The sequence below is a fragment of the Leptolyngbya sp. 'hensonii' genome (assembly GCF_001939115.1).
Taxonomy (GTDB): Bacteria; Cyanobacteriota; Cyanobacteriia.
The window spans coordinates 34,958-59,492 of the sequence record NZ_MQTZ01000028.1 but is presented as its reverse complement, the minus strand read 5'-3'; the positions used below and the strand labels follow the sequence as shown (position 1 = coordinate 59,492).

Below are 24,535 nucleotides of genomic sequence, written 5' to 3'. Positions count from 1 at the left end.
GCTAGTTCTGACGGAGTTTGTGTCCGGTCCCGCGAGCGTTGAGAGACGAGGCAATGAGGAAATTGTGCAGCCAGTTATCGTGATAACGAAACCCATTGAGGTCTTCAAAGGGGGACATCGAATGAGGCTCTATTGCCTGAACTTTACGGGTGTAGGGATGGAAGTTCCACAGCAATGCCATTGCCCGTAATCCCTGTTTGGTAGAATCTAGGGTGCCGTGGAAGTACTGCATGGTATAGAGGATACGATCTTGATAGTTCATCAATCGGTCTACTTGATTGCTGGTACGATACGCCTGTGGCAGGTCAAAATGCACCTTGAATGATTCTGCTTTGCTCGGTAGGGTCAGTAGTTTTTGTCGGGCTTTGTCAGGCAGCTCGTTATCTGTCCGTCGGCTCCACTCCATCAATCGGCGTAAGCGCTGAGCAAATTGCCGTCGATTGAGACTGTGGTAGAGTTGCCAGAGTTTGTCTGTGAGAACCTGGAACACTGAGGACGTGCGACGGCACAACGTTTGAATGCCCAGCACCGTATGCAAAAAACAAAGCACGAGCGTAATGCTTGGGAACAATGCTTTCCAGGCTTGCTGGGTAGCGTCCCAACCATCAGTATTGACACTTTGGGGGCTGTAGTTGGGGTTTACCTGCTGGGCTTCGAGTTGAAAGTCCCCATACGCCTGCTTGAGGGCAACTGCATCGGCAGACTGAGCGACACTGACACCCAGAAAACATCCAGCCGCCGCAGTGACGGTGATGTAGATGGGTTCACCCCACCACCAGCTATGCTTTTCATCAGCAACGAGGTGAGGGGGGGATTGCCTCCGGGTCTTTCACCCTACTGCCTACAATGGAAGCCCGTCCCATTGCTTGGGTCGCTCGATACCAATACATCGCCGAGTGCCCTAACACATGGGCAATTCCCTCGTAGGGCACCCCGTAACGCCGTAAATAGAGTCCCTTCTCGACTTCCTCCGTTGTTCCCACCATGTAAGGCATCACCCTATCCGGTCGAATCTGATAGCTATCGCGATTGCATTTCAGTCGAATGCGACGGGTTGTGATTCCCAAACGATCCGAGTGGATGAATCCGTGCAGGCAGTAGCCTTCCCCAATGCGGGTTGGAAACAATTCAGGATGTTCAGCAATTTGACTGTCGAGATAGGTTCTAAATCCGGCAGTATCCTTAACTAACTGCTCGTAGTCAATCCCTTCAGCAATCGGTAGGCAAATCGTTTTATCCCCGGCTGTGCCTCTGGTCTTGCGATCTGACATGGGGTGCCGCCTCCTTGACGTAACCCTTTGCTCTCATTTTACGCCTCTTCACTCCAAGACTCAAAACCCGTTAGAACCAGCAATCTTAACCAAAAGTCTACATACGGTCGCTGTGCAAGTGGATTGTTATGCATTCGCTGCAATGACCTCCACAAATTTGGATATTGACCAAGCCTTTTTATCTGACACCTGCCCATCTCCCAACTCAACAAGCCGCAGTTTCCCTTCTGAGTTTTCTACCACATCGACAGAGTAAAACGGTGCATTAATGATGCTGGCTATTTCCTGTACTATCTCAGGAACTGCGCCATCAGATGAGTAAGGTGTACCATTAACTATAAAGTATCGACGTTCTGTACTGGAGCGATAGTTTTCAAAACGTCGTATCGCAATGCCACCCTCAATTTCACCTCGATAAGTAGCAATTTGCTCAACAATACTGCGGACTTCGGATGGTGAATTTGCAACTGAACCTAGTTGAGCTGTATTGGACTTCACAAAGTCCTTTACAAAATAGCGCTCCCATCCAAGTTCTTCTACTTTTGCTTCTAACTCTTTGTCAACCGCAAAAAAATATGTCTCTGCTGTGAAATGTGAGCATTGTTGATACCAACCTGGTAGATGATGACATCGAAGGTAGTCATCATGGGAAGTTATTGGTACACCACCTTTGTGTTCGATTTGCGTGATCAAGGTTTTATATTTTTGCGAGTTGAGCATCCAGCCACGGTAAAGCACTCGCTCACCAGTCTGAATTCTCGGATGTGGATTGAATTCATCGAAGTCTAATGCATCAAAATCAAAAAGTGAACATTGACTATACCCAGCACTACGCACAAAAGTGAACTCTTCGTGATACGGCTCATCTGCTTGTGTTTTATTTAATGGATTTTCAGGATATAGAACACGCATGACTCAAAGATCTAATCTTTTAGACTACAGATTGAGATGCATAACGGCTGAGATGAGTCGCCGCAAATAACTCCTAATTCTCACAGATAACCTCTCGGCGATCGGCTCCATCGATTTGTTATGCCGCGATCGCCAATGCTATGGCTCATCAGCGACAGACGAAGACAAATCTTGTGGATGAATGATTGTAATACTTGATATACCTGCAAAATCGCTTGGGTTGAAGGTCAAGAGATGTGTAATTCCATTCGCAAGCATGGCTGCAATGATACGAGCATCATGGGTGCGTTTACCCATCACTCTGTTATTTGTGACTAAGTTCAGCCAATTTGGAAAAATCTGCGGAGATTCCTCTAAGAATGGAAAACGATCAAGAAGTTGATCTATTGTGCTTCTGGTTTGTTCTACAGTCCAGCCCAAGCCATTGAATTGAGTTGGTCTTGTGGCAACGACCCAAAACTCAATAATTACTTGTGTCACAAGTAAGCATTCATCTGATTGCAGGAGCAGACGAGAGATTGCATCTGTTGCAAGCTCATGCTGCACGTCGGAAGGATTGCAGAATCGCATAACAACATTAGTGTCAAGCAAATATCTCGTCATTATTCGTAAATACTGTCGCGGCTAAAGGCTTCGTCTCCTAGACTTGGACTACCTTGAGGAAGTTGTAAAACCCATTCACGAAATTCCCTAGCCCTGTCGGATGGTGTTGCTCTTTGCCAAAATGGAACAGACGATACAACTTGTCTAGACTGAAATTCAAGGTCGGCTATGAAATCAGCAATTTTTTTAAGTTGCTCATCATTTAGCTTGTCTAATTCTTTTTTAAGATCTTCTCGCAGCATAGGTTAATTTTGAGAAAATACACATTCTCTATATTAATCTACGGGCTCCGACCCGTCTGGAGCAGCTCCTTACTGATACAGTACAATCCCTTCCAGGCAATCGTTCTGGTTACGTTAGACTCAAGTTGTGATCTTAGAGAGTCCATTGGACAACATCTAATTTATATTGATTGGCGGTCAATCTAGATTAGGAAGTTCTTCATGGGTGAAGCTTGTAACAAAGTGCAGGAGCGCAGGCAAGCAAAAATAAAATTGTCTGAGCTAATGAGCAAGTCTGATCAGGTAATCGTTATCCATTATTCTTGTGAAAGTTTCTATGACCGACCCGATGGCTCATCTCCAAGGATTACCTCTATTGCTGTTCGCAATCTGGATTCCGGTCAAACCACTTCTTTCTCAATCCATCAAATTAGGGTATTCAACGCCTAGGAAGACATAGTCACACCGCGATTGGGCGGCATATTAAGGTTCAAGGTCAGCGCTCGGTGTTTGATGCCGATTAGATTTACTATCGAAACGATTCCCCTCCGGTTGTGGAGACCAGCGGGGCTGGTGACAGCCTTGCTGAGTGTAATTACCAAATCCAATTTTCTTAAGGAAATTAAAAATATTTCGGTGTGCCAAGTATATTAGTGCCTTAAATTTTGGCTTCGAGGAGAAGTAATTGTTGTTTTTGCAACGATCGCACCCCAGCCAAACTCAGCTCCGCCGTCTGCAAAATCTCACCGACCGTTTTCTGCATCGTCTGATTCCCCTCACAGGCTTTCAGAAACTGCCATTCCGCTTCATCTAGCTTGACGATTTGATAGTCGTTGTTGAAGAACTGGGCGCTGGTCTGCCAGCCATCCAGACAGGGACTGACTTCAGGGATAGCCGCCAGCAGTTCGGCATCAGCGGCCCAATCCTGTCGAGACAGAGGCGGACGGGCCAGGAAAAATTCGTAGTGGGTAATGGCTCCCGGATCAAGCAGTTCAATTAAGCGATATCGCTCCCGATCGCTCAACTGCTGCGCCCGTACCATCAACTCTGGAGCCTTCCCAATCAGGCGATCCAGATCCCAAACCCGTGGATTGGATAAACCAATAAACTCCAGACCAGAAGCCTCAATCAGCTCAAACACTGTATTGATGTTGTAATCAATTTCTTGCGGATGCACATACATATCCGCAAAGCAGGCATCCCGCTGATTTTCCCAGGACCAGCGTTCCTGCTCCCGCTGGCGCAACCGATTATTTTCTGGTAAGGAGGCAAACAGTTGGCGTCCCACCTTGACCCCGTCGCTATAATCCCCCCGCTGTTCCCCTTGCAACAGGCCGATCGCTTCCTGCATCAGCTTAATTTCCCAGCGGCCCAATTCGCCATAGACAAAAATGTGCAGCAACCCACCCCGAGCCAGCTTTTTCGCCAGAGCCTGAATGCCCCGGATCGGATCAGGTGTATGGTGCAAAACTCCCACACAATTGATCAAATCAAATTCACCAGGCAGTTGCTCCACGTCAAACAGACTCAAGTGATGAAACTCCACCCGAGTGGCTCCCGACTTCTGGCAGCGTTCCTGGGCCACGGCCAGCGCTCCGGCACTCAAATCAATCCCCACCACCGTGGCATTGGGATTCAGATGCACCAGATATTCAGTGCCCACCCCCGTGCCACACCCGGCATCCAGAATCCGGACCCGATCGGTGACAGGCTTCTGACCCGTACAGAAGCTATAGGCAGTCAGCCAGTTCCAGCGCCAGTTATACCCCGGTGGGGGTTCATCCAGTAAGGGCTCTGGCGGAAAGGGATAGGTATCGTAGAGACGGGCAACGGCAGCGCTGATGGTTTGGGAATCTGACATGATCGGGGTCGTTCAGGAAGACAGGACAATAAAGGACAGGACAGACATCATCCCATCATCTCACACCAATTCATGAACCCACGTTACGCAGGTTCACCGCGTTTGAATTTCACGGTCATTTCCAGACGGGACAGGGCACTGGTGGCTGACTCACGCACATAGGAATCAGTCGCCTCATCCTGAATCAGGGCCGTGAGCACATCCACCCCCCGACTATCTCCGATCGACCCCAGGGCATTCACGATCGACACCGCCAGAGCCGGATTATCCGTCGCTTGCAGCCCCTCAATGAGCACATCCACCACAGGCGTCCCAATCTCTCCCAGGGCCATCACCGCCGCAATATGCACCACGGGATTGGCATCGTTCAAGGCCGCTTTCAGACCCTGGACCCCCTCTGGTGGAAAGGGAATGTCTGGATAGTTCAGAGCCACCTGGGCCAGTGCCTTGGCCGCGCTCCCCCGAATCGTGACATTGTCACTCTGCAGCAGGGACTCCACCAGGGGAGGCACCGCATCCACCCCGATCGCCCCCAGAGCCTTCACTGCTGCCCGCCGATAGGTGGTGTCCTCCTCTCCCAGCAGGCCCATCAAGCGGGGAATCGTCGTTTCATCCTGGGCATCCACCAATTCCCACATGGCCCGTTCCCGCAAATTCGGATTGGGATGCTTCAGTTGTTGGAACAGTTCTTCTATAGACATCATTCAACTCATTTTTAAGTGTGACTTGGCCTTTTCCCGAATCAACCAATCTTCATCGTTGATCGCCCACTCGTAGCCACTGGTATCCCCCAAAGTTTCCAGAGCCAGCAGGGCAGCATATTTTAGATCCCAGATTTTACTATCCAGGCAGGCCCGTAGCTCCGGGATGGCACTGGGGTTGGCCAATTCAGCCAGGGCGATCGCCGCCGCCGCCCTCGATTTCTGAAACTGGGGCTGTTTATTATGCAGGGCTTCCAGCAGCAGATCATAGGCCGGTGCATGGCGCAGCCAACCGAACAGCTTCATCACATGGAAGTGCGCCCCATAGTCATTGTTCGCTTCTTCGTCGTAGGTCGCAAAGAGAGCCGCTGGAGCCTGATCGGGATAATGGTCCAGAATCGTTTTTGTTGCCAGGTAACAGCGACCAAAATCCGTCTCGTATAACTCCCGGATCAGGAAGGGCAGGGTTGGCGTCTGGTCATAGGCATGCACCAGAGTCAGATCATTGGGATGGTCCCGCAGGGTCTGTTCCAGATGGGGTTGAATCTCTGCAAAGGCGATCGCGCCGTCAGGAATCCCCAATTCAGCCAGCATTCGAATTCCCCTCAGACGGAAAACCAGAGACACCGGGCAGCGGGCAATTTGAGGAATCGCCAGATAATATTGAGCGTCAATCAGATCCTGGATGGATAAGCGGCGCGCCAGCACATTCTTATGTTGCAGCATAGCCACCACCTGCCCCATCTGGGCGTCATCCCGGGTAAACCGGCAAACGGTAGTAATGGCAGCACTGGCCGTGGGCGGGTCACTGTCCTGCACAAAGCGGCGAATCCGTTCCAGTGCTGGTTGATAATTCAACTTGGCCAGGGTATGGATAATGACTCGATAGGTTTGCCCTGGCTTATCCAGTAATTGAGCCACTGCTTCCAGAATAACGGGGTCCTGCGTTCCGATCTCTCCGATCGCCCAAACCGCATTTTCCACCGTGTAGCAGTCCCCGTCCCCCAAACAGGCAACGATGATCGGCAGGGCCTGCACCGCTTTTAACCGTCCCAGGGTCTCGACAGACTTCCGGCGCACAATTCGGTTATCCAATACCGGGTCCGTTTGCTGCACCGCCCGCATCAGTGCATTGATCGATGGCTCCGTAGGAAAATTAACCAGGTGAGATGCAGCGATGTAGCGGGAATCCTCTTCGCCGATCTGGTCCTGGGGGGTATCTAACAAGGCGATCGCCTGTTCTTCAGTCAGATTGAAAAGATTAGAAAAACGTTTATCCATAAAACAGGTTGGCGCAGGGACAGGTTGAACGGAGATGGCATAACCCCATCCGCCAGTCAATTGTAAAACCTGCTTCGAAACATCTGTGGGTTACTATCTGTCACCAAAAAACCAAAAACAAACCTGAAGGTTTTTTGTCATTACTTAACCTCTACAGGTAAAGCAAAGAGCCAAAAGCCTCCAGGTTTGCAGGGAATCAATCTACCCTGTTATGCAAGGATCAAACCTGACCTAAAACTAGGACAGAGAGTTGATTGCATAGTCGAGCAGAGCGTTGTACTCAGTCAGAGCCTGAGCAGACATGTCGCGAGGAGTACAACCCCGGTTACGAGCAAAGGACAGTGCTTCAACATAGGGAGCGGTGGGGAGGCCCAGAGCACGATACACTTCACGCTGACCTGCAATACCCCACTCATCCAGAGGACCGGTACCGCCAACAACCAGGCAGTACTGGATCAGGCGCAGGTAGTGCTTGATGTCACGAGCACACTTGGACTTGAAGGTGTCGGTGGAGTTAGCTTCGCCAGCGTTGTTCAGGTAGGGGTACTTACGGATACAAGCGTCATAAGCTTCACGAGCAACGTTGTCGAGGTTGCTTGCCAGCTTCTCAGCAGCTTCCAGACGAGCAGTAGCCCGCTGGATAGAACCTTGCACGGACTCCAGGTCAGAGGTGCTGGGGAAACGGCCTGCTGCATCAGCAGCAGCGATCACGGTGGTAACAACTGATTTCATTTTTTAAATCTCCGAATAGTTAGAGTGTTGATTGTTGTTTATGTGTTTCTGAGCAAGCGGATAGAAACTAGCTCAGAGCAGCAATCACGCGATCGAAGTAGCTGGAAGCTTCAGCAACCAGGCTAGCGCAGCGATCCTCAACCACAGGAGATCCCATCTTCCGCAGTTTGGCACCAGCACGAGCTTCGCTAGGGGTGTCTTTGATGTGAGCAGCAGCTTGAGCCTTCATGATCTGAACGGCACGAACGGTGGAGGTGGTGGGTACACCCAGAGCAGCGTAGGTCTCTTTCAGACCGTTCAAGCAGCGATCGTCCAGAACGGAAGCATCGCCAGCCAGCAGAGCGTAGGTCACATAGCGCAGGATGATTTCAGCATCACGCAGGCAGGCAGCCATGCGGCGGTTGGGATAGCAGTTGCCACCAGCCTGGATCAGGCCCTGGTTTTCGCAGATCATGCCAGCAACAGCATCGGAAACCATACAGCTAGCGTTGCTAGCAATAGCATTCACAGCGTCCAGACGGCGGTTACCGCTAGCAACAAATGCTTTCAGAGCATTGATGTCACCTACGACAGAGGTGCTAGCATCTGCTGCAACTACAGCTCTAGAAAAAGCGTCAAGCATTGAGCTCTCCTTAGTTTTTAGTAAATCAGGACATCACAAAAGTCGTTTGTTAACGACGACGTATAAACCATAAAAGATGAACTGGCCCCCAGTCCCAGTTATGAGAAACAAAGCAATAATCCTTAACATTTTCAAAAATCACCCCTGCCAGGGTCTACCTGACAGGGGTGAAGGGGAAAGGGATGGGCGGATGCAGGGGATACAGAAATTTGGGAGCGCGATTCTGCCTGGCTTTCAAGTCGGCGATACTTGGACGATCGCACCTTGGAAACAGACCTCACTTTTACCATCCCAACTGGGGGTCAGCCTACGAACATTCCTGAAGGGATAGGCGACGGTGGAGCACTGGAGGAGGGCAACTGTGCAGAAGATGTGCAAACACCTAGTAGGTCTGTTTCATCAGATGTCTGATCACATTTTCTTTGATCATCAACTGGCGTAAAACCTCCAACAGAAATTCCTGGGATTGCTCTGGACTCAATCCCTTGATCTGCTCTTCGTAGACCTTGAGATTAAACTTTTGCTCCATGCTGAGCTCTAATGGCAGTTCCATTGCGTCCACTCCCCGGTTGATGCAATTTGATCTCATTCCTTGTCTTGCTTTATATATTAATAAAAGTAACTCAAGCTTGACAAGTAGACGGTTTTAGACGTTTGCGAATAAAGCCAGATCAAATTAGCCTGTTTTCCAGGCTAATGGGGTTTTATGATGGAAAGAACTGCATTTTTTGCCCCTATTGTCTTGGGAGGAGTCAGCGTTGTCAGCTATGGATGTAATGGAGTTTTTTCAAGTCAGCACAGGCAAGTGGCGATCGCACCGCACCACGCATCATTTGGCCTTCAAACGCTCTGAACCGGGTGCTTCCGAAATTCAGATCGAGGCCCTGGCTGCTGATCACCCTCAAATCCTGGAAATCTGTCAGCTCCATGACGTTGATCCAAGTTTGGCCATTGGCGGGGCTTTTGTTTCCTGGCAGGGCTCCATGGGCTGGGACAGGGAAGAAGATAGCCACGACGGTTCCACCATTTTTGTCCTGGTTCCGGACGCTGAGCACCCCCGCCAGGGAAAGCTGCTGCGCGAGCGGGGCTACGCCGAGATTGTGCCTGTGATTGGGCAATATCAGATGGACGATGAAGACGGCCTGATTTTGACCACAGAATACGAAACCACCAGCTCGATCGAGCGCTTCTGGTTTGCCAGTCCCAATCTCCGGTTGCGAACCAGCACCGTAAAGCGGTTTGGGGGGTTCAGTACCGCCACCTTCTGCACAGAAATTCGGATTGAAGAGAGTTCAGGTCTGCCCTCCAGCCTGACTCCTGCTGAAACAGCACCTCCGTCTTCCCCTGCAATCGGGGCAACAGGAAATCCCACACAATACTTTTCTTTCCTAGGTTGGTAAATTGCTGATTACAACGAGTGCCGATCCGTTTACGCGCGGACTCGATTATCTATACGGTGCCCGCAGTCTGGCTCTTGACCCCGAGATGGTGGATATGGTCTACAACAGCCGCGATCGTGAGCCTATCTGTACCTGGATTGGTGATCACATTGACGCTGTCAACGAATTCCTCCAACTCTGCTTGCAGGCCTGTTATGACTGTTTTCATCCCTGGGAGCAGCGGACCGTACAAATTTTTGCGGCTCCTCTCTCTCCAGCTTTTGGGATTGACGGCCTCTGTAACCTGAAAACCAAACCAACCACCATCCTGATCGATGTGGGGCGAGTCATTCCAGCAGACTGGCTATCCCTGGTCATTCACGAGTACGCCCACGCCCATGCAGGTTCTCCCGGTCACCACCAACAGTTTGCTGAAGCTCTGGCCCATCTGTGTCTCGGCCTAGAGATTGAACCCCTTGCCTGGCAAGCAGGCATAGAAAGCCGTTTGCAATCTTATCCCCATTGTCGTCGGACTCAAAATCCGCTGTCCTTCTGGCGGGGAGAGAGCAGAGACTGGCGATCGACTATTACAAATTAATACTTTCTTACTCACTTTATAGGTTTAAGTACCTACTCAAACGTATTCTAAAATCTGTGAGATGCCGCAAGAGCATTAACAGATCAGTTCAGTAGACTTCAGACGATCCGAAAACTCTTGGCATCTGTCTAGGGGAAGGGGTAATCCCCCCACAGGAGACATGACCGCTCTATCCCCTATGTTTTCAGTTGAAAACTGCTGCAACTTAAAATAGAGGTTTTTTGATATGCCTATTCCTTTGCTAGAGTACTCTCCCTCTGCACAAAACCAGCGCGTAGCTGGCTTTGAAGTGCCAGGAGATGACCAGCCCAGGGTACACAACACTGAGGTTCTGCTCTCAGCAGATGAGATGGATGCATTGATTGGATCCGCTTATCGTCAGGTCTTCCACGAACAACAAATGCTGTCCCACCATCGCCAAACCCTGCTGGAATCTCAGCTCAAATCGGGGCAAATCACCGTGAAGGCATTTATTCGAGGCTTAGCCACATCCGATGCCTTTCGACGGCTCAATTATGATGTCAATAACAACTACCGTTTTGTAGAACTCTGTGTACCTCGAATTCTGGGCCGGAAAGTGTATAGCGATCGGGAAAAAATGGCCTGGTCGATTGTGCTGGCCACCCAGGGTCTACCAGGGTTCATCGACACGTTACTAAATAGCGAAGAGTACATGAACCGCTTTGGGGACCATACGGTTCCCTACCAGCAACGGCGGACCCTTGCCAACCGGTCTCAGGGGGAATTACCCTTTGAGCGGATGGCCCGCTACGGCACAGACTACCGCGATCAGTTGCCCCGTACTGGCTGGCTGTTCGGTTCAGGCAGAGCTGATGGCCTGTTTGGACAGTTTGAGCCTTTTGACTTCGACACCTTTATCCGTCGGGCTAACTGGCCGGTTACTGCCGGACTCTTTATCGTCCTATTTATTTTGATTGCTTTCTCACTCACCCTTGCGACCACTGCCAGCAGTTCAGTTGGATAGCCGTTCCCAACCTAATCGATTGAGCCCATTGACTTAAAACAATGCAGGAAACAGACTCCAACCGCCGGTGCTGTTTCCTGCATTGTCTTTAGCCCGATTGCTCTGAAGTCTGTGAGATGATGGGATCTCTCCAAATCACCTGCCCCAAAGCGATCTATTTTGAGCCCCCTGCAAGGCCAAGAATGACCATCCTTACCCATCCGGATCCAATCTTGAAGTTATTTAACTCATTCACCAGAATTGTGCAAATATTGTGCAAGAGCCATAGACTGCCGAAGTACATTTTGATTGTGCAAATATTGTGCCAAAAGTTTGCCTAGACTGAATTTCGGCATGCTTAACTGCCAAGTTAAGTTATGTAACTTTTATCAGACTACATCGAATAATGGGTCCCTTGTCCCTTATGATTGGGATTAAATTTGTAAGATTTCGTAAGAAAAGGGAGTTTTTGTAGGCGTGGCAATTCCTCTTTTAGACTATTCCCCCACTAGCCAGAACCAACGGGTTACTGGTTTTGAAGTTTTTGGTGATGAGCAGCCCAGAGTTTATTCCACAGATAACCTGCTCTCCGCAACAGATATGGATAATCTGATCGAAGCGGCTTATCGTCAGATTTTCTTCCATGCCTTTGCAGCCGATCGGGAGAAGTACCTGGAGTCCCAACTGCGGAGCGGCCAAATCACTGTCAGAGATTTCATTCGCGGCTTGTTGCTGTCCAATACCTACAAGCGCAGTTTCTACGACCTCAATAGCAACTATCGCTATGTCGAGCAAACGGTACAGCGGGTGCTCGGGCGTGACATCTACAATCAGCGGGAAAAGATCGCCTGGTCGATCGTAGTCGCAACCAAAGGGTCCAAAGGCTTTATTGATGACCTGCTCAACAGCGAAGAGTATCTGGAAGCTTTTGGCTATGACACCGTCCCCTACCAGCGTCGTCGGGTGTTACCCGGTCGTTCTGAGGGGGAACTGCCTTTTAACATCAAGTCTCCTCGCTATGATGATTACTACCGTGGCAAGCTGGGTTTCCCACAGGTCATCTGGCAAACCACAGTCCGCACCTATGTTCCTCAAGACAAACAGCCCAAAGCAGGGAATCCTGCACTGTTCCTCGATATGGCCCGGGGCATTGGTCCGAAAGTCAATCCGCCCCAGCGGATTGCAGCCTCCAATATCGACTATATGACTTCCGTTCCTTATCGTCGCAAGTAAGGCAGGTTCCTCGCTTATCCCCTATTTCACAGATAGGGGATGGAGCAGTAGTGCTGGCCTCATGGATCAGATACAAAAAATTCAGCCTCAAAATGAAGCCCGAAGGAGGATCCCTACCTCACCGCTCTGGCTTCATTTTTTATATTCAACGAAGGTGGGTTTGAATTCAGGCACATTCCTCACTATTCGATTGAAAGCCCAATTCCATCAGAGCCTTGCGGATTTTTGCTTTAGAGGGAAGGGTCTTCGGTGGTGTCAATCCCATTTCCCGCGCTGTTTCAAACAACTCTCGCATCAGCAGATCTAAAGAATTCTCATTCAGATCTTCGGGCAAATTTTCCATTCTGCCCTGATAGGCCAGGGTATAGAGCTCCAGGTGGTGCTTACCCATGACCCGAGCCAGTTTGCGCAACGTTTCTGGCGTGGGGCAGGTGCCCTTAAAACAGGCTCCCCGTAATCGAGGCTGGGGAATACCAGACAGCTCTGCCAGACGGTTCATACTGATTCCCTGTTCTTCCAGATGTTTGAGAATTAACTGCCCTAAAGGAGAGCAATCCTCAGCTTTAATTTGCAACCGTGCTGGCATGGGTCAAGCCCCAGAGAGAATGAGGGATCTAAAAAATAGCGAACAAGGGACGCTTCATTGTATTACGTTTTGTTATCACGATCGCTGCTATCAACCTAATTTTCTTGCAAAACAGGCTGCAGCAATCCTTCAGACAACCAATTGGCTCCAGTCCTGCCGTGATAGTCCATCACTATGGTATCAAGGTACCCGAAATTCACTTTTTCATATCTTTCATATTTTAGTTTCCCCCTCCATCGCCCGATTGCTTTTCCCAGGACAAAGACTGGAACAATCCGATGGGGGCTTTCAGACTACCAGGGATAATAGGAAAAAACAGTCTTTTTGATCCGGGTTCATGCTAACTCAGTCTGCTCGTTTAGCTACCGTCCAATCCCCCATCATCCCGGTGATCGGAGATTTAATTCGGGCTCATCCGGGAACAATTTCCCTGGGCCAGGGCGTAGTCTATTATGGTCCTCCCCCAGAGGCAACCGCTCAGCTTGCCCCATTCCTGGCCAATCCAAACCATCACCAGTACCAGTCCGTCCAGGGAATTCCACCGTTGCTAGCCGCGATTCAGCGCAAGTTAGAAACCGAAAATAAGATTGCTCTGACAGAGAAAACCTCTGTCCTGGTGACGGCAGGCGGGAACATGGGGTTTATGAATGCCCTGCTCGCGATCGCCGATCCAGGGGACGAAATCATCCTGCAAACCCCCTATTACTTCAATCATGAGATGGCTATCCGGATGGCCAATTGCAAGCCAGTCTTAGTTCCTACGGATGAGCATTACCAGCTCCAGCCAGCCGCTATCCGCGCTGCACTCACCCCTCGCACTCGGGCGATCGTCACCATTTCTCCCAACAATCCCACCGGGGCCGTGTATTCCACCGCCAGTCTCACTGCCGTGAATGACCTCTGCCGGGAGCACGGTTGCTATCACATCAGTGATGAAGCCTACGAATATTTCACCTACGATGGGGCCAGCCACTTTTCTCCGGCTTCTCTAGCCGGAAGTCAAGCCCATACCATTTCCCTATTTAGCCTGTCGAAAGCCTACGGCTTGGCCAGTTGGCGCATTGGTTACATGGTGATGCCCGCACACCTACTGACGGCAGTCAAAAAAATCCAGGACACGATCGTGATCTGCCCGCCGGTGATCTCCCAGTATGCAGCGATGGGAGCCTTACAGGCAGGCAAAGCTTACTGTCAGCAGCATTTGAGCGCGATCGCCCAGACCCGCACCACCTTTCTAACCGCTCTGACAGGGCTCTCCGATTGGTGCCGAGTTCCCCCCAGCCAGGGAGCCTTTTACCTATTGCTAACGCTACAGACTGACCTGGATGACTTCACCCTGGCCAAACGCCTGATTCAGTCACACCGAGTAGCAGTTCTGCCTGGAAATACCTTCGGGATAACCGATAGTTGCTCAATTCGGGTTGCCTATGGCGCACTGCAGCAAGCAACAGCCCTGGAAGGGCTGGACCGTCTGCTTCAGGGATTAACCACAATTATTCGATCAGGCGCTCGGCCTGACCCAGCAGACCACGGAGGTGAACCACGGAACCAATGACCGCGATCGCAGGCGCTTCAAAGCCAGCCGCCGCCATCTGGAGTACGATCGTCCCCAGGGTCCCAATCAGTTCCTCCTGTTCCGGGCGGGTGCCCCAGCGGATCAGGGCGATCGGCGTGGTCGGCGACATCCCGGCGGCATCCAGTTCTGCCACAATATGGGGCAAATTGTGAATCCCCATATAAACCACAATGGTTTCTGACCCCTGGGCCAGGGCCTGCCAGTTGATTGCCGGACGATACTTGCCGATCGATTCGTGACCTGTCACAAAAGTAACAGAGGAGCTGTAGTTGCGATGGGTCAGGGGAATCCCTGCATAGGCCGGTGCAGCAATACCAGAGGTGATCCCCGGAACCACTTCCACCGACACCCCGGCCCGAACTAGGTCTTCCATTTCTTCGCCACCCCGGCCAAAGATAAATGGGTCACCCCCTTTCAGGCGGACGACGATCGCATGGACCTGAGCTTTTTCAATCAACATCTGGGTGATTTCTGCCTGCATGCGTGAGTGACGCCCTCGGCGCTTTCCAGCGTCGATGCGTTCAGCCTGAGGATTGATCATGGCCACGATCGGGGGGCTGACTAAGGCATCGTAAACGACAACATCGGCACATTCCAGGAGGGCTTTGCCCTTTAGGGTGAGCAGACCTGGATCGCCGGGACCAGCGCCAACCAGGTAGACCTTACCCAGGACACGATCGGGGACAGGGGTAGAGACGCGCTCAATCACCTCTGACTCGGAGGTGTCATCAAAGACGCCTTCAATCGCGTCTTTACGGGGGGAGGGGGGAGTATCAGTCATCAGGCAAGGTTTAGACGGGCGTATCGTTGAGGGTGGGTCTGGGAGCTAGCAGATCGAGCACTCGTTGGAGGAGTTCGGGGGTAGGGCCGATCGGATTTGCTAACTGTAAAGTCAGGGATGGAAATTCTTCTGCCAACTGTTCTACCATTTGGGCGATCGCGTCAGTGATGCCACCCCGAAAAAGAAAATAGGGCACGATCGTAACCTGCCGTTGGTCCTGCTGCACCAATTCTTCTAGACGGGTTTTCAGGGTCGGTGGCACAGACCAATAAGCGGGCAGGGCATTGAGTTGATCCGCCAGGGTTGCAACCGATTGGTTGCCGCCAGGACGACAGCTTCCATGGGCCAGCAAAATTCGGTTCTGGGTAGAGTCGGGGATCTGGGCCGCCAGCAACGGGGCCAACTGGGGGTGACTCCCCAGATAGGGACGCAGTTCCAGCGTTATCTTCTGCTTCAGGATCTGCTGGGTCAGGGCAAGCTCGGTCGGGATATCTTCCATAACATGAACCCCAGGCAACAAAAACAGGGGAACAATTTGCAACCGATCAAATCCCTGAGCCGCAGCTACGGCTGCAAACTCATAGAGCTGCCAATGTAAGGGCTGGGTCGCCAGTTCCAGGGCTGCGATTCCGATCGGGATTGGCACTGCCAGTCGTTGCTGGAGCAGGTGAGCCAATTTTTCCATGGCTGCCTGGGGGCGGGGGTCTCGACTTCCATGAAATACCAGCACCAGAGCTGAATCAAAACGCAGAAAAGGGTGCCCTGCGGCACCCTGATAATCACAAACCATAGCGAGGAATGACCTAATCCGGGATCTGTGAGCGGGTTAACGCCTAATTACGGGAAGATTGGACAAAAGCCAGAGTTAAACTGTCGTGGGCCAGGAAATGGGACAGATGAAAGGCGCGATCCTCCGTTTTGAGCAGAATCTGTTCATAGAGGTAACGGGTTCCCCGATCGCCCAAGCTCTCAGCCTGACCAGCTTGACGACGGATCACCTTAATCAAAGCCTGCTCTGCCTGCAGGTCATTCTCGACCATTTGACGACTCGTGTAAACCCCATCCCCTTCTGGCGTGAAACAGCACAATTCTGCCAGTCGGGTGAAGCTGGCCACCGGCACCCCACCCAAACCGTTCAGCCTCTCTCCCAAATCATGAACATGCCCCTGGACAGCTTCATAACTGTCGTTGAAGAACTCATGGAGAGAGTAAAACTCAGAACCCTGGACAACAAAATGATGTTTTTGATACTGCAAATAGAGCGCTTGAAAGCTAGCTAAAGCAATATTCAACCCTTCACAAACGGGAACCGTGACACTGTGTTCTAAGGCCACTGGATTCTCATGAACTTGATCGAAGGCTTGTACTAAATTCTGAGTTCCAGACATGACTTTCTCTCCTATTTTGAATGGACCTGCCGTTATGACTACCAGGAGTTTTAGAGCGATGATGAGCAACCTATGTCTTCAAATTCTAGGTCCAAAAAACAGGTTGGGGCTTAATAAGAATCATTTTCAACATAGATAAAAGCAGATGAAGATGACCTGAATTATTAGGAAGAATTATTCTAAAAGATACCAATCATGTCCCTCTCCCCGATCGATGAAATCTGAGATCACCCGCATCCCAAATGCCCGATCGAGTGTTGATGAAAAGCCTGTTCTACAGCTATTCATGAATTATTTTGAATCGCTGTAAATCGTACTAAGCTACTTCCGCTGTGCAGGTCTACGACGGCTTCAAGTATTAGATCTGCAACTTCTTCAAGACGTTTCAAATCTCCCGTTCAGAGGGTTTCCCGCCCCAGGTAAGGTTGCAACACCTCAGGTAAGCGAATCGTCCCATCCGGTTGCTGGTAGTTCTCCAGAATAGCAGCCATGGTCCGCCCGATCGCCAATCCAGACCCATTCAGGGTATGGACAAACTGGGTTCCTTTCTGGCCCGTTTCCTTGAAGCGGATATTCGCACGCCGAGCCTGAAACGCCCCAAAGTTGGAACAACTGGAGATTTCCCGATAGCGATCGGCAGAGGGCAACCAAACTTCCAGGTCGTAGCACTTCATAGCACTGAAACCCAAATCTCCACTGCAGAGTTCCAACACCCGATAGGGCAATTTCAGCGCCTGCAGAATTGCCTCCGCATCCTGGACCAGCTTCTGGTGCTCCTGTTCCGAAGTCTGGGGATGCACAAATTTGACCAGCTCTACTTTATTAAACTGGTGCAGGCGAATCAGGCCCCGAGTATCCCGACCATAGCTCCCAGCTTCGCGCCGGAAGCAGGGAGTATAGGCACAGTGGTTAATGGGCAGGCCATCCCCTGCCAGCACCTCATCCCGATAAAGATTGGTTACCGGTACCTCTGCCGTGGGAGCCAGCCACAAATCATCCTGGGCACACTTAAAACTCTCCTCAGAAAATTTGGGGAGCTGGCCCGTGGCCGTGAGGGACGCTGTATTAATCAGCACGGGAGGCAAGACCTCCACATAACCGGCCCCCGTGTGGCGATCGAGCATGAACTGGATTAAGGCCCGCTCTAGGGCAGCTCCAGCCCCGATCAGAGTCACAAACCGGCTCTGGGCAACTTTTGCCGATCGTTCAAAGTTCAAAATCCCCAATTTTTCGCCAATTTCCCAGTGGGGTAGGCGTTTATCCTGGGGAATATATTCCTCTCCCCAGCGCCGCACTTCCACATTCTCGTCTTCGCTCAGACCGGTAGGCGTGGACGCACTGGGAAGATTCGGCAGGGCCAGGAGTAAGCTCTCGATCTGGGTTTTCAGATCTTTTTCCCTGGGCTCTAATTCTCCCAGGCTGGCCTTGAGCTGATTTCCCTCTTCCCGCAGAGCCTGGATCTCTTCACCAACAGGATCACTGCCTGTTTTAATTTTTTGGCCCACCAGCTTGCCTATCTCATTACTGCGGGCCTGGAGTTGCGATCGCTCCCGCTCCAGCTCCCGTTGTTGCTGATCGAGCTGCACAATGGGCTGGATATCATACCCCTGCCCCCGCCGATTCAACTCCGCCTGTACCTGCGCTGGATTTTCCCGGATTTGCTTCAGATCGAGCACAAAAACTCCCACAACAATTCAAAGTTCAAGATTCAAAGTTCAACATTCCTGGACAATCTCGATTTTGAAGTTTGAAGTTTGAACTTTGAATTCCCATAGGTCAGAATACACTGTCCCTTACTTGGATGGGGACTCCTTCGGGGAGGGGAGTTCGGGGAAGGAAACCGTAGCCGGGGAAGGTGGAGCAGCCTGAGAGGTGGCTAAGGTTGTCTTCACCAACGCATAGCCCAGGTAGGCTGAGGAAATCGAAATCGTCAGAAAGGCGATGGCAAACAACCAGGTGCCCAGATTGGTGGAAGACCCGTAGCAGGAGCGATAGGGATCGTGGTGCAGAAATTCGGGTTTGAGAATCTCCCGCAGAGCCATAGGCCGCCGGAAGCGAATGCGCCGATCGTCCAGTTTCTCCAGGAGAATCCAACCAGACTCTGCTTCTTCCTTGCAGAGGCGTTGTAAGACTGCAGGATTGCGGAAGACATCCCGATTGGCCCGCACAATCTTAAATTCCCAACCAGTCAGGCGGGGATCTTTAGCATTGTCCTCTTCCGTCGGAGCGCTACCGTTTTGTTGAACAGGGGATTGAGTCGCTGGGGACATGGGCATGAATGGATAAGAGTTGGAACTGGGTATTTCTGGGGTCGCTTCGGTAGAAATCTTGTATTCTTGAGAGTCGTAGCGGGTCAATACTTCCTCTTCTTCGACGCACTCTTGCTCCAGCCTGCGTTGCTGCTGGATTTTCCAGCCACCCAATAATACAGTTTGAAACCCAACGCTGCCGACAAACAAGCTAAAAACAACCACTTCAAGCATGGGACTGGATGGCAATGAGGGAATAAGGGGCTTTAAAAGTCAGACTGTAGCCACAAATGACCCAGACTTAATAGCAGAGATGGAGACGATTCTTTCTAAACATTTCCTTAATGAATATACCCAATATGGTATCCCCTGTCCCCATCCCCCCACTCGGATGATGGGGTTAACCTGACAGTTTTATGATGGGCCTATCATAATCTGCCCCTATGACGCACGATGTTTTCTGTCTATCAAAACCCATGAAAATTGCGACCTGGAATGTCAACTCAATTCGGACCCGACTAGAGCAGGTGATCCAGTGGCTGACTGGAAATCCAATCGAGGTTCTCTGTTTGCAGGAAACGAAAGTCATCGACGCCGACTTTCCCCAGGCCCCATTTCAGGCGTTGGGATATCAGCCTCACTTTGTAGGGCAGAAGTCTTATAACGGAGTCGCCATTTTAAGTCAGCTTCCCGTAACAGATATCAGCACTGGTTTTGCTGCCATTTTAGGTGACAGTGCTGATGTCGAAACCCAAGCCCTGGCCCAGCAGTTCGATGAGCAGAAGCGGGTGATTACAGGTGTGGTGAACGGCGTCCGGATTGTCAATCTCTATGTCCCGAATGGGTCGGAAGTCGGAAGTGAGAAATATCAATACAAGCTGGCCTGGTTGAGCGTTCTCCGTCCCTATCTGGAGAAATTGCTGGGGGAATCTGGTCAAATCAGCCTGTGTGGGGATTTCAATATTGCTTTAGAAAATCGGGATATTTACACCGATCAGGGCCGGGAGACTCACATCATGTCTTCCGAAGCAGAGCGACAGGCCCTGCGATCAGCGGTGCTAGACCTGGGATTTGCCGATGCTTTCCGCAAGTTTACCCAAGCAGGAGGGCACTTTAGCTGGTGGGACTACCGCACCGGGGGATTCCAGCGCAACCGGGGCTGGCGGATTGACCATCATTACCTGTCCCCGGCCCTGTATGAGCGGGCGATCGCCTGCACGATCGACATCGCTCCCCGCCGCCTGGAAAAACCCAGTGACCATACCCCTGTAATCATAGAATTAGACCTAGCTTAATCCCCTGACTGTTCGCTCTACAAAAACCGGTGTCGCTTCAAAGACCAGCGCCACAGATTATACCCAGTGGGACTTTCAATAATCAGGGCATTGGCTCCGCCATCTCCCAGATCCACGATCGTGGTCAAGGAATACCCGGCCTCCTGGCCCAGTTCGCTATAGAGCAGATTACCAATATCAGAGAAAATGAGGGCCGGTCGAGAGCGAAGACGACTTTTCCGGCCCAACAGACTGGTGAGCAGGGGGGCATCCAGGGTAACGATGTACTCCGGCTGCTGATTCCCCGTTAAGTCAACTTGCTGGATCGTCCAATTGGTACTGATTTCCTGTTGCAGGATATCCTCCGGACTGGGAGCCCGGCCCCGCAGGTACCCCGTATTCCGCAGTTCCTGTAGCAGATTTTGCAGCAACTTCCGAGCCAGTTCAGGCTGCTGCTGATTGACTTCCATCAGGGTAGAACTGCTCGGTTCAACCCCCTGGATCGCAGTCACAGTCATCGCCAAAGGTTTGGAGAGTTTTCCCTGTTTACCTGCTTTTGGGGGGGGTTCTCCCGCCGCCAAAAGCTGAATTGCATTGCCATTCAACCGAGCCGCTTTCACGATCGCGGAGACCGTCTGTTGCTCTCCCGCTTCATCCCAGGCCGAAATCGTAATGTTGGGATCCGCATCAATCCCCAGCAGCGTCCAGAGCTGTTGACTGGCGACAGCAGGGATCAGCTTAATGGTGGTAAAGGGGGTTCGTCGCCAGCGAATTCCATCTTGGAACGCAACCACCTCAATTTGGTACCAGACCTGTCCTTTGTCCAAGGTCAGGGGCGGAGCTGATGCAGGTCTCAGCCAAGCTCGGGCATCAACCCCACGGACCAGCACAGCCGAGCCGATGATCTGACTGATGTGGCTGTCATCAGCAGCTCGGGCAAGATACATGGAAACCTCTAGCTTATCGAGCAGGCGATAGATCCGGTCCGTGGCAGCAGGTTGGCGCGGGTGTTGCTGCAACCAGGCGATCGCCCTGGCCTTGCCTTGGCGGGCCTGGATCAGCAAAGCCCCCCAAGCCTGAACCTCAACCTGGGTGGGTCTGACTCTCAAAGCAGCCGTCACCCGCTTCCGAATCCGGCCACTGTCCGATCGCAGCAGACTGGTGATCTCAGAAATGTCTTCTGCTTTTTCATAAACAGTCAAGGCCCTGGCCCAGCGACCATCGATTAAATTGGCCAGTACCTGATCACTCACCCCGGCCCAGGATTTTTCCGCTTGAGTCTGAGTAAAAGTGGCATGAATTTCAATCAGAGCCAGTTGCCCTCGCATCACCGGTTTCCACAGCTTGGGGTTGTTCCCCACCTGCCGCTTATAGGACCGCATCCATTCCAAAGCTGGGGACCAGAGACCCCCTCGGGCCAGGATCAAGGCATTTTGATAGACCCGACTCCCGGACGCAGCTTCATTCAGGGCCACGGGCTGGAGATGGATGGGATTCGGCAGAAATCGGCGCGGTACAACCTGATAGAGACTGTATTGGGGCTCCAGGCCGATCGTTTGATCCAGCAGCAGATCGGGAAATTTATTTCCAGTTAGACTGCGCCATTGCGGCAATTGTCCCCCCGGACTGGTCCACTGAAGCATGAGACTGAGATGGGCCCGATCGGGGTTGTAATGTACAACCGTCCCATAGGGCACCGTATGGTCGGCCTGGGACCAGATCCCAGTCAGGTTAAACCAGAGCCCCGGCGGGAGCGTTTCATCCTCAAATCGTTGCAGGGTTGTCAGAGGTAAAATCCGACTGGACCCCTGATTGGCAGATTGGGCATTCACCAACGGTCCAATCACAAAAGATTCTTCCGGGCCAGAAACCGCAATCTGGCTCACAGGCCAAAAATATTGTTCCTTCATTGAACCATAGGGGCCCTGGGTTTCCGGCTGATAAACTCGCAGTTCCACCACCTGACCCCGAGGATTCAGAACCACAATCAGGAGATTGGGACGGCCCTTCCGGACCGATCGGGGATCGGTTAAGGGCATAATCTCCCCTGGAACCAGGCCCACCCGACGAATAGCCGCCAGAATTTCGGGCAGGGTAAGCAGGGGATCCCGGCTCTGGACGGGGATGCGAGTCCAGGCAGGCAAATACTGATTAATCCACAGTGCGGTGTCTGGATGGAGCAACAATTGAGCACTCAGCCAGATCCCGCCAGCGGTAATCCCTGCAGCCCCCAGCACCAGAATCCAGGCAACACATCCGGCAATCCAACGGGTCCAGAGGGACGATTTTGCCCCTGACTGGTACAGAAGCAACCTGCGATTTTCCGTCTGGGACCTGGACAACCCTGGGCTGGCCGGAGTGGATCGCTGAGAAGACTGGAGAGGCATTTTGTGAGCTTTTTTGACCATGCCAATCCTGAAGACAAGCGAAGCCGGTAAATTTACCCCACAAGGTTAACTGCAAATCACCGATCTGCACCCTTTGATTTATCGTTAGGCGGGATCCAGGGGCTAACAGGCTCCAGATCCAGGCTTGACAAGAGGAGTTTCCCCATGCCGCAGCTATTCCCGCTCCTCGATCGGGATATAGGTGACCTGATGTTCACCCGTGTAGATCTGGGTTGGACGGAAGATCCGATTCTGCTCAATCTGCTCCTTCCAGTGGGCCAACCAACCGGCAACCCGGGCGATCGCAAACACAGGGGTAAACAAATCCGTTGGAATCCCCAGTTTGCGATAAACCAGACCAGAGTAAAAGTCCACGTTGGGGTAAATGCCCTTATGGCTCAATTTCTCCTCAACCGCCCGTTCCATTTCGATCGCAATGTCGTAGTACTTATCCCGGCCAAATTTCTCAAACAACTGCTCAGCCAAGTTCTGTAGGATCGTGGCCCGGGGGTCTTTGACCTTATAGACCCGGTGCCCAAACCCCATAATCTTGGCTTTGCGCTCCAGTCGGTCTTCCAGGTAAGGCCGCACATTTTCCACCGACCCAATCTGCTCCAGCATGTCGATTACCTCCTCATTTGCCCCTCCGTGGAGCGGCCCCCCCAGAGTGCCCACCGCCGACGCAATAATTGCGTAGGGATCTGTCAGGGTTGACGCTGTAACCATTGCCGAGAAAGTAGACGCATTGATCGTATGCTCTGCATGCAGATTCAGGCTGACATCAAAGACTCGGGCCGCCAACGGATCCGGTTCCCGCTCATTCAGCATGTACAGGAAGTTCGCCGAGTAATCCAGGTCATCTCGCGGCTGCACCGGATCATTTCCCTTTCGCATGAGTTGAAAGGCTGCCACCATGGTCGGGATCTTCGCCACCAGACGCACCACAGCATCCCGAATATAAACTGGATTATCCAGATCGCGTCGGGAGTAAAAGAGCCCTAGGGCTGCCGCAGAAGCCTGCAGTGCATCCATCGGATGGCCACTTTCAGGAAAACACTTCATCATGTCCCGAATGCGATATTTAATCCGGCGGTGGTTCTGGATATCACGCTTAAATTCTTCCAGTTCCTGTCGATTGGGTAATTTTCCCCAGATCAATAGGTAGGTAGATTCCAGAAACGTGCTCTTGGCGGCCAGTTCCTCGATGGGAATCCCCCGATATTCCAAAATCCCCTTCTGACCATCCACAAAACTGATGCTGGATTGCGTAACAGGAACCCCTTCCAAACCGGCACGATATTCGCAAACAGATGTCATAGCGGCCCCAACCAGTGATGACGAATAGACTCAAATTATACTAGGCGAGACCATTATCCGTTATCAGTCTCCTGGTAACAGTCTGGGGGATGATCCCCGGATTAAAGGAGGAACTTGGGAGGGGTCAACCAGAACAGCACAGTCTGGCCGATCTCAGACCCTTGATCTGGCAACATCAACCCAATCATTCCAGCTTTCTTAAGCCTCAAGACCGATCGGACCTCCCCCCAGATCAGGCGTTCTGCCCATGCACTTAAATCTGGCTCATGACCCACCAGAGCCACGCGGGCAGCCTTAGGCAGACGCGATCGGTTCAGCCAGGCCAATCCGTCCTCCAACCGTCCTCCAGGTGCCAGATGTTCACACAGGTCCAGCCTTTTCCCTACCCCTTCCTGCAGCAAAATCTCTGCCGTCTGAGCGGCCCGGACCAAGGGACTGGACCCGATCAGCTCAAACTCCAGATCCAGTTGACGCAGGCGTTTAGCGATCTGAGCAGTTTTATACCGCCCCTCCTCCGTGAGAGGCCGATCCTGATCCCGCACCTCCCTACCCCGCTCTACAGCCAGGCCATGTCGAATCAAGTAAAGTTCTGTCATTGG

General features: G+C 51.8%; 26 protein-coding genes. 6 read left to right on the top strand and 20 right to left on the bottom strand.

The window, feature by feature from the left end; translation table 11 throughout:
* Position 1 precedes the first annotated feature (1 nt).
* The 11 genes from BST81_RS28440 to BST81_RS09760 form a co-directional block, all read right to left on the bottom strand.
* Complete coding sequence (locus tag BST81_RS28440; protein WP_253188199.1) at positions 2 to 550, bottom strand: hypothetical protein; 549 nt, start codon at positions 548 to 550, stop codon at positions 2 to 4.
* Between the two features lie 241 nt (positions 551 to 791).
* Positions 792 to 1,271, bottom strand: a complete 480-nt coding sequence (locus BST81_RS26985) for a hypothetical protein (RefSeq protein ID WP_083636766.1) — start codon at positions 1,269 to 1,271, stop codon at positions 792 to 794.
* 126 nt (positions 1,272 to 1,397) lie between these two features.
* Positions 1,398 to 2,183, bottom strand: a complete 786-nt coding sequence (locus tag BST81_RS09810; RefSeq protein ID WP_075598360.1) for an ATP-grasp domain-containing protein — start codon at positions 2,181 to 2,183, stop codon at positions 1,398 to 1,400.
* Positions 2,184 to 2,321: 138 nt separating this feature from the next.
* Complete coding sequence (locus BST81_RS09805; RefSeq protein WP_075598359.1) at positions 2,322 to 2,786, bottom strand: type II toxin-antitoxin system VapC family toxin; 465 nt, start codon at positions 2,784 to 2,786, stop codon at positions 2,322 to 2,324.
* Entirely contained in the window at positions 2,786 to 3,028 is a 243-nt protein-coding gene (locus BST81_RS09800) for a hypothetical protein (protein ID WP_075598358.1), read from the bottom strand. Before BST81_RS09800 ends, BST81_RS09805 begins: the two co-directional genes overlap by 1 nt.
* 637 nt (positions 3,029 to 3,665) lie before the next feature.
* Complete coding sequence (locus BST81_RS09790) at positions 3,666 to 4,868, bottom strand: class I SAM-dependent methyltransferase (RefSeq protein ID WP_075598357.1); 1,203 nt, start codon at positions 4,866 to 4,868, stop codon at positions 3,666 to 3,668.
* An 83-nt stretch (positions 4,869 to 4,951) separates the two neighbouring features.
* Positions 4,952 to 5,572 (bottom strand): HEAT repeat domain-containing protein, encoded by a 621-nt coding sequence (locus tag BST81_RS09785; protein ID WP_253188198.1) that lies wholly within the window; start codon positions 5,570 to 5,572, stop codon positions 4,952 to 4,954.
* On the bottom strand, positions 5,573 to 6,850 hold the full coding sequence (locus tag BST81_RS09780) for a HEAT repeat domain-containing protein (RefSeq protein ID WP_075598356.1): 1,278 nt from the start codon (positions 6,848 to 6,850) through the stop codon (positions 5,573 to 5,575).
* Positions 6,851 to 7,087: 237 nt separating this feature from the next.
* Complete coding sequence (locus BST81_RS09775) at positions 7,088 to 7,582, bottom strand: bleomycin hydrolase (protein WP_075598355.1); 495 nt, start codon at positions 7,580 to 7,582, stop codon at positions 7,088 to 7,090.
* A 67-nt stretch (positions 7,583 to 7,649) separates the two neighbouring features.
* The gene (cpeB, locus tag BST81_RS09770; RefSeq protein WP_075598354.1) at positions 7,650 to 8,204 is read right to left on the bottom strand and encodes a C-phycoerythrin subunit beta; all 555 of its coding nucleotides are present in this window, start codon (positions 8,202 to 8,204) and stop codon (positions 7,650 to 7,652) included.
* Between the two features lie 382 nt (positions 8,205 to 8,586).
* On the bottom strand, positions 8,587 to 8,757 hold the full coding sequence (locus tag BST81_RS09760; RefSeq protein ID WP_075598352.1) for an NblA/ycf18 family protein: 171 nt from the start codon (positions 8,755 to 8,757) through the stop codon (positions 8,587 to 8,589).
* A gap of 223 nt (positions 8,758 to 8,980) precedes the next feature.
* On the opposite strand from BST81_RS09760, the gene BST81_RS09755 reads away from it, so the two are divergent.
* The 4 genes from BST81_RS09755 (at position 8,981) to BST81_RS09740 (ending at position 12,378) form a co-directional block, all read left to right on the top strand.
* Positions 8,981 to 9,604 (top strand): phycobiliprotein lyase, encoded by a 624-nt coding sequence (locus BST81_RS09755; protein ID WP_363079754.1) that lies wholly within the window; start codon positions 8,981 to 8,983, stop codon positions 9,602 to 9,604.
* A 1-nt stretch (position 9,605) separates the two neighbouring features.
* Positions 9,606 to 10,181: a hypothetical protein gene (locus BST81_RS09750; protein ID WP_075598350.1), complete on the top strand. Its 576-nt coding sequence runs from the start codon at positions 9,606 to 9,608 to the stop codon at positions 10,179 to 10,181.
* A 226-nt stretch (positions 10,182 to 10,407) separates the two neighbouring features.
* Entirely contained in the window at positions 10,408 to 11,166 is a 759-nt protein-coding gene (locus BST81_RS09745; RefSeq protein WP_075598349.1) for a phycobilisome rod-core linker polypeptide, read from the top strand.
* 456 nt (positions 11,167 to 11,622) lie between these two features.
* Complete coding sequence (locus BST81_RS09740; protein ID WP_075598348.1) at positions 11,623 to 12,378, top strand: phycobilisome rod-core linker polypeptide; 756 nt, start codon at positions 11,623 to 11,625, stop codon at positions 12,376 to 12,378.
* A 166-nt stretch (positions 12,379 to 12,544) separates the two neighbouring features.
* On the opposite strand, the gene BST81_RS09735 is transcribed toward BST81_RS09740, so the two are convergent.
* Positions 12,545 to 12,964: a helix-turn-helix transcriptional regulator gene (locus tag BST81_RS09735; protein WP_075598347.1), complete on the bottom strand. Its 420-nt coding sequence runs from the start codon at positions 12,962 to 12,964 to the stop codon at positions 12,545 to 12,547.
* 337 nt (positions 12,965 to 13,301) lie between these two features.
* On the opposite strand from BST81_RS09735, the gene BST81_RS09730 reads away from it, so the two are divergent.
* Entirely contained in the window at positions 13,302 to 14,519 is a 1,218-nt protein-coding gene (locus BST81_RS09730) for a pyridoxal phosphate-dependent aminotransferase (protein WP_075598346.1), read from the top strand.
* On the opposite strand, the gene cobA is transcribed toward BST81_RS09730, so the two are convergent.
* The 5 genes from cobA to BST81_RS09705 all read right to left on the bottom strand — a co-directional run bounded on the left by cobA (position 14,458) and on the right by BST81_RS09705 (position 19,192).
* Positions 14,458 to 15,321, bottom strand: a complete 864-nt coding sequence (gene cobA, locus BST81_RS09725) for a uroporphyrinogen-III C-methyltransferase (RefSeq protein ID WP_083636765.1) — start codon at positions 15,319 to 15,321, stop codon at positions 14,458 to 14,460. The two genes, BST81_RS09730 and cobA, sit on opposite strands and share 62 nt — an antisense overlap.
* A gap of 10 nt (positions 15,322 to 15,331) precedes the next feature.
* Complete coding sequence (locus BST81_RS09720) at positions 15,332 to 16,111, bottom strand: sirohydrochlorin chelatase (protein WP_075598345.1); 780 nt, start codon at positions 16,109 to 16,111, stop codon at positions 15,332 to 15,334.
* A gap of 43 nt (positions 16,112 to 16,154) precedes the next feature.
* Positions 16,155 to 16,709 (bottom strand): Dps family protein, encoded by a 555-nt coding sequence (locus BST81_RS09715; RefSeq protein WP_075598344.1) that lies wholly within the window; start codon positions 16,707 to 16,709, stop codon positions 16,155 to 16,157.
* Between the two features lie 398 nt (positions 16,710 to 17,107).
* On the bottom strand, positions 17,108 to 18,385 hold the full coding sequence (serS, locus tag BST81_RS09710) for a serine--tRNA ligase (protein WP_075598425.1): 1,278 nt from the start codon (positions 18,383 to 18,385) through the stop codon (positions 17,108 to 17,110).
* Positions 18,386 to 18,502: 117 nt separating this feature from the next.
* Positions 18,503 to 19,192 (bottom strand): hypothetical protein, encoded by a 690-nt coding sequence (locus tag BST81_RS09705; RefSeq protein WP_075598343.1) that lies wholly within the window; start codon positions 19,190 to 19,192, stop codon positions 18,503 to 18,505.
* 209 nt (positions 19,193 to 19,401) lie between these two features.
* Here BST81_RS09705 and xth point away from each other — a divergent pair, with 209 nt between their 5' ends.
* Positions 19,402 to 20,253 (top strand): exodeoxyribonuclease III, encoded by an 852-nt coding sequence (gene xth / locus BST81_RS09700; protein ID WP_363079749.1) that lies wholly within the window; start codon positions 19,402 to 19,404, stop codon positions 20,251 to 20,253.
* Positions 20,254 to 20,270: 17 nt separating this feature from the next.
* Here xth and BST81_RS09695 read toward each other — a convergent pair whose 3' ends face one another.
* From BST81_RS09695 to sixA, 3 genes are all read right to left on the bottom strand, one after another.
* On the bottom strand, positions 20,271 to 22,640 hold the full coding sequence (locus tag BST81_RS09695) for a hypothetical protein (RefSeq protein WP_075598341.1): 2,370 nt from the start codon (positions 22,638 to 22,640) through the stop codon (positions 20,271 to 20,273).
* 153 nt (positions 22,641 to 22,793) lie between these two features.
* The gene (locus BST81_RS09690; RefSeq protein ID WP_075598340.1) at positions 22,794 to 23,936 is read right to left on the bottom strand and encodes a citrate synthase; all 1,143 of its coding nucleotides are present in this window, start codon (positions 23,934 to 23,936) and stop codon (positions 22,794 to 22,796) included.
* Positions 23,937 to 24,037: 101 nt separating this feature from the next.
* On the bottom strand, positions 24,038 to 24,532 hold the full coding sequence (gene sixA / locus BST81_RS09685; protein ID WP_075598339.1) for a phosphohistidine phosphatase SixA: 495 nt from the start codon (positions 24,530 to 24,532) through the stop codon (positions 24,038 to 24,040).
* Between the last annotated feature and the right edge of the window lie 3 nt (positions 24,533 to 24,535).

Bases quoted from the DNA above. Each gene is read 5' to 3' on its own strand.
- BST81_RS26985 (WP_083636766.1), bottom strand. From the start codon at position 1,271: ATGTCAGATCGCAAGACCAGAGGCACAGCCGGGGATAAAACGATTTGC.
- BST81_RS09790 (WP_075598357.1), bottom strand. From the start codon at position 4,868: ATGTCAGATTCCCAAACCATCAGCGCTGCCGTTGCCCGTCTCTACGAT.
- BST81_RS09735 (WP_075598347.1), bottom strand. From the start codon at position 12,964: ATGCCAGCACGGTTGCAAATTAAAGCTGAGGATTGCTCTCCTTTAGGG.
- BST81_RS09730 (WP_075598346.1), top strand. From the start codon at position 13,302: ATGCTAACTCAGTCTGCTCGTTTAGCTACCGTCCAATCCCCCATCATC.
- BST81_RS09755 (WP_363079754.1), top strand. From the start codon at position 8,981: ATGGAGTTTTTTCAAGTCAGCACAGGCAAGTGGCGATCGCACCGCACC.
- BST81_RS09760 (WP_075598352.1), bottom strand. From the start codon at position 8,757: ATGGAACTGCCATTAGAGCTCAGCATGGAGCAAAAGTTTAATCTCAAG.
- BST81_RS09805 (WP_075598359.1), bottom strand. From the start codon at position 2,786: ATGACGAGATATTTGCTTGACACTAATGTTGTTATGCGATTCTGCAAT.
- BST81_RS09715 (WP_075598344.1), bottom strand. From the start codon at position 16,709: ATGTCTGGAACTCAGAATTTAGTACAAGCCTTCGATCAAGTTCATGAG.
- sixA (WP_075598339.1), bottom strand. From the start codon at position 24,532: ATGACAGAACTTTACTTGATTCGACATGGCCTGGCTGTAGAGCGGGGT.
- BST81_RS09690 (WP_075598340.1), bottom strand. From the start codon at position 23,936: ATGACATCTGTTTGCGAATATCGTGCCGGTTTGGAAGGGGTTCCTGTT.
- BST81_RS09705 (WP_075598343.1), bottom strand. From the start codon at position 19,192: ATGCTTGAAGTGGTTGTTTTTAGCTTGTTTGTCGGCAGCGTTGGGTTT.
- cpeB (WP_075598354.1), bottom strand. From the start codon at position 8,204: ATGCTTGACGCTTTTTCTAGAGCTGTAGTTGCAGCAGATGCTAGCACC.
- xth (WP_363079749.1), top strand. From the start codon at position 19,402: ATGACGCACGATGTTTTCTGTCTATCAAAACCCATGAAAATTGCGACC.
- BST81_RS09800 (WP_075598358.1), bottom strand. From the start codon at position 3,028: ATGCTGCGAGAAGATCTTAAAAAAGAATTAGACAAGCTAAATGATGAG.
- BST81_RS09720 (WP_075598345.1), bottom strand. From the start codon at position 16,111: ATGGTTTGTGATTATCAGGGTGCCGCAGGGCACCCTTTTCTGCGTTTT.
- BST81_RS09810 (WP_075598360.1), bottom strand. From the start codon at position 2,183: ATGCGTGTTCTATATCCTGAAAATCCATTAAATAAAACACAAGCAGAT.
- BST81_RS09775 (WP_075598355.1), bottom strand. From the start codon at position 7,582: ATGAAATCAGTTGTTACCACCGTGATCGCTGCTGCTGATGCAGCAGGC.
- BST81_RS09745 (WP_075598349.1), top strand. From the start codon at position 10,408: ATGCCTATTCCTTTGCTAGAGTACTCTCCCTCTGCACAAAACCAGCGC.
- BST81_RS09780 (WP_075598356.1), bottom strand. From the start codon at position 6,850: ATGGATAAACGTTTTTCTAATCTTTTCAATCTGACTGAAGAACAGGCG.
- BST81_RS09785 (WP_253188198.1), bottom strand. From the start codon at position 5,572: ATGATGTCTATAGAAGAACTGTTCCAACAACTGAAGCATCCCAATCCG.
- cobA (WP_083636765.1), bottom strand. From the start codon at position 15,321: ATGACTGATACTCCCCCCTCCCCCCGTAAAGACGCGATTGAAGGCGTC.
- BST81_RS09695 (WP_075598341.1), bottom strand. From the start codon at position 22,640: ATGGTCAAAAAAGCTCACAAAATGCCTCTCCAGTCTTCTCAGCGATCC.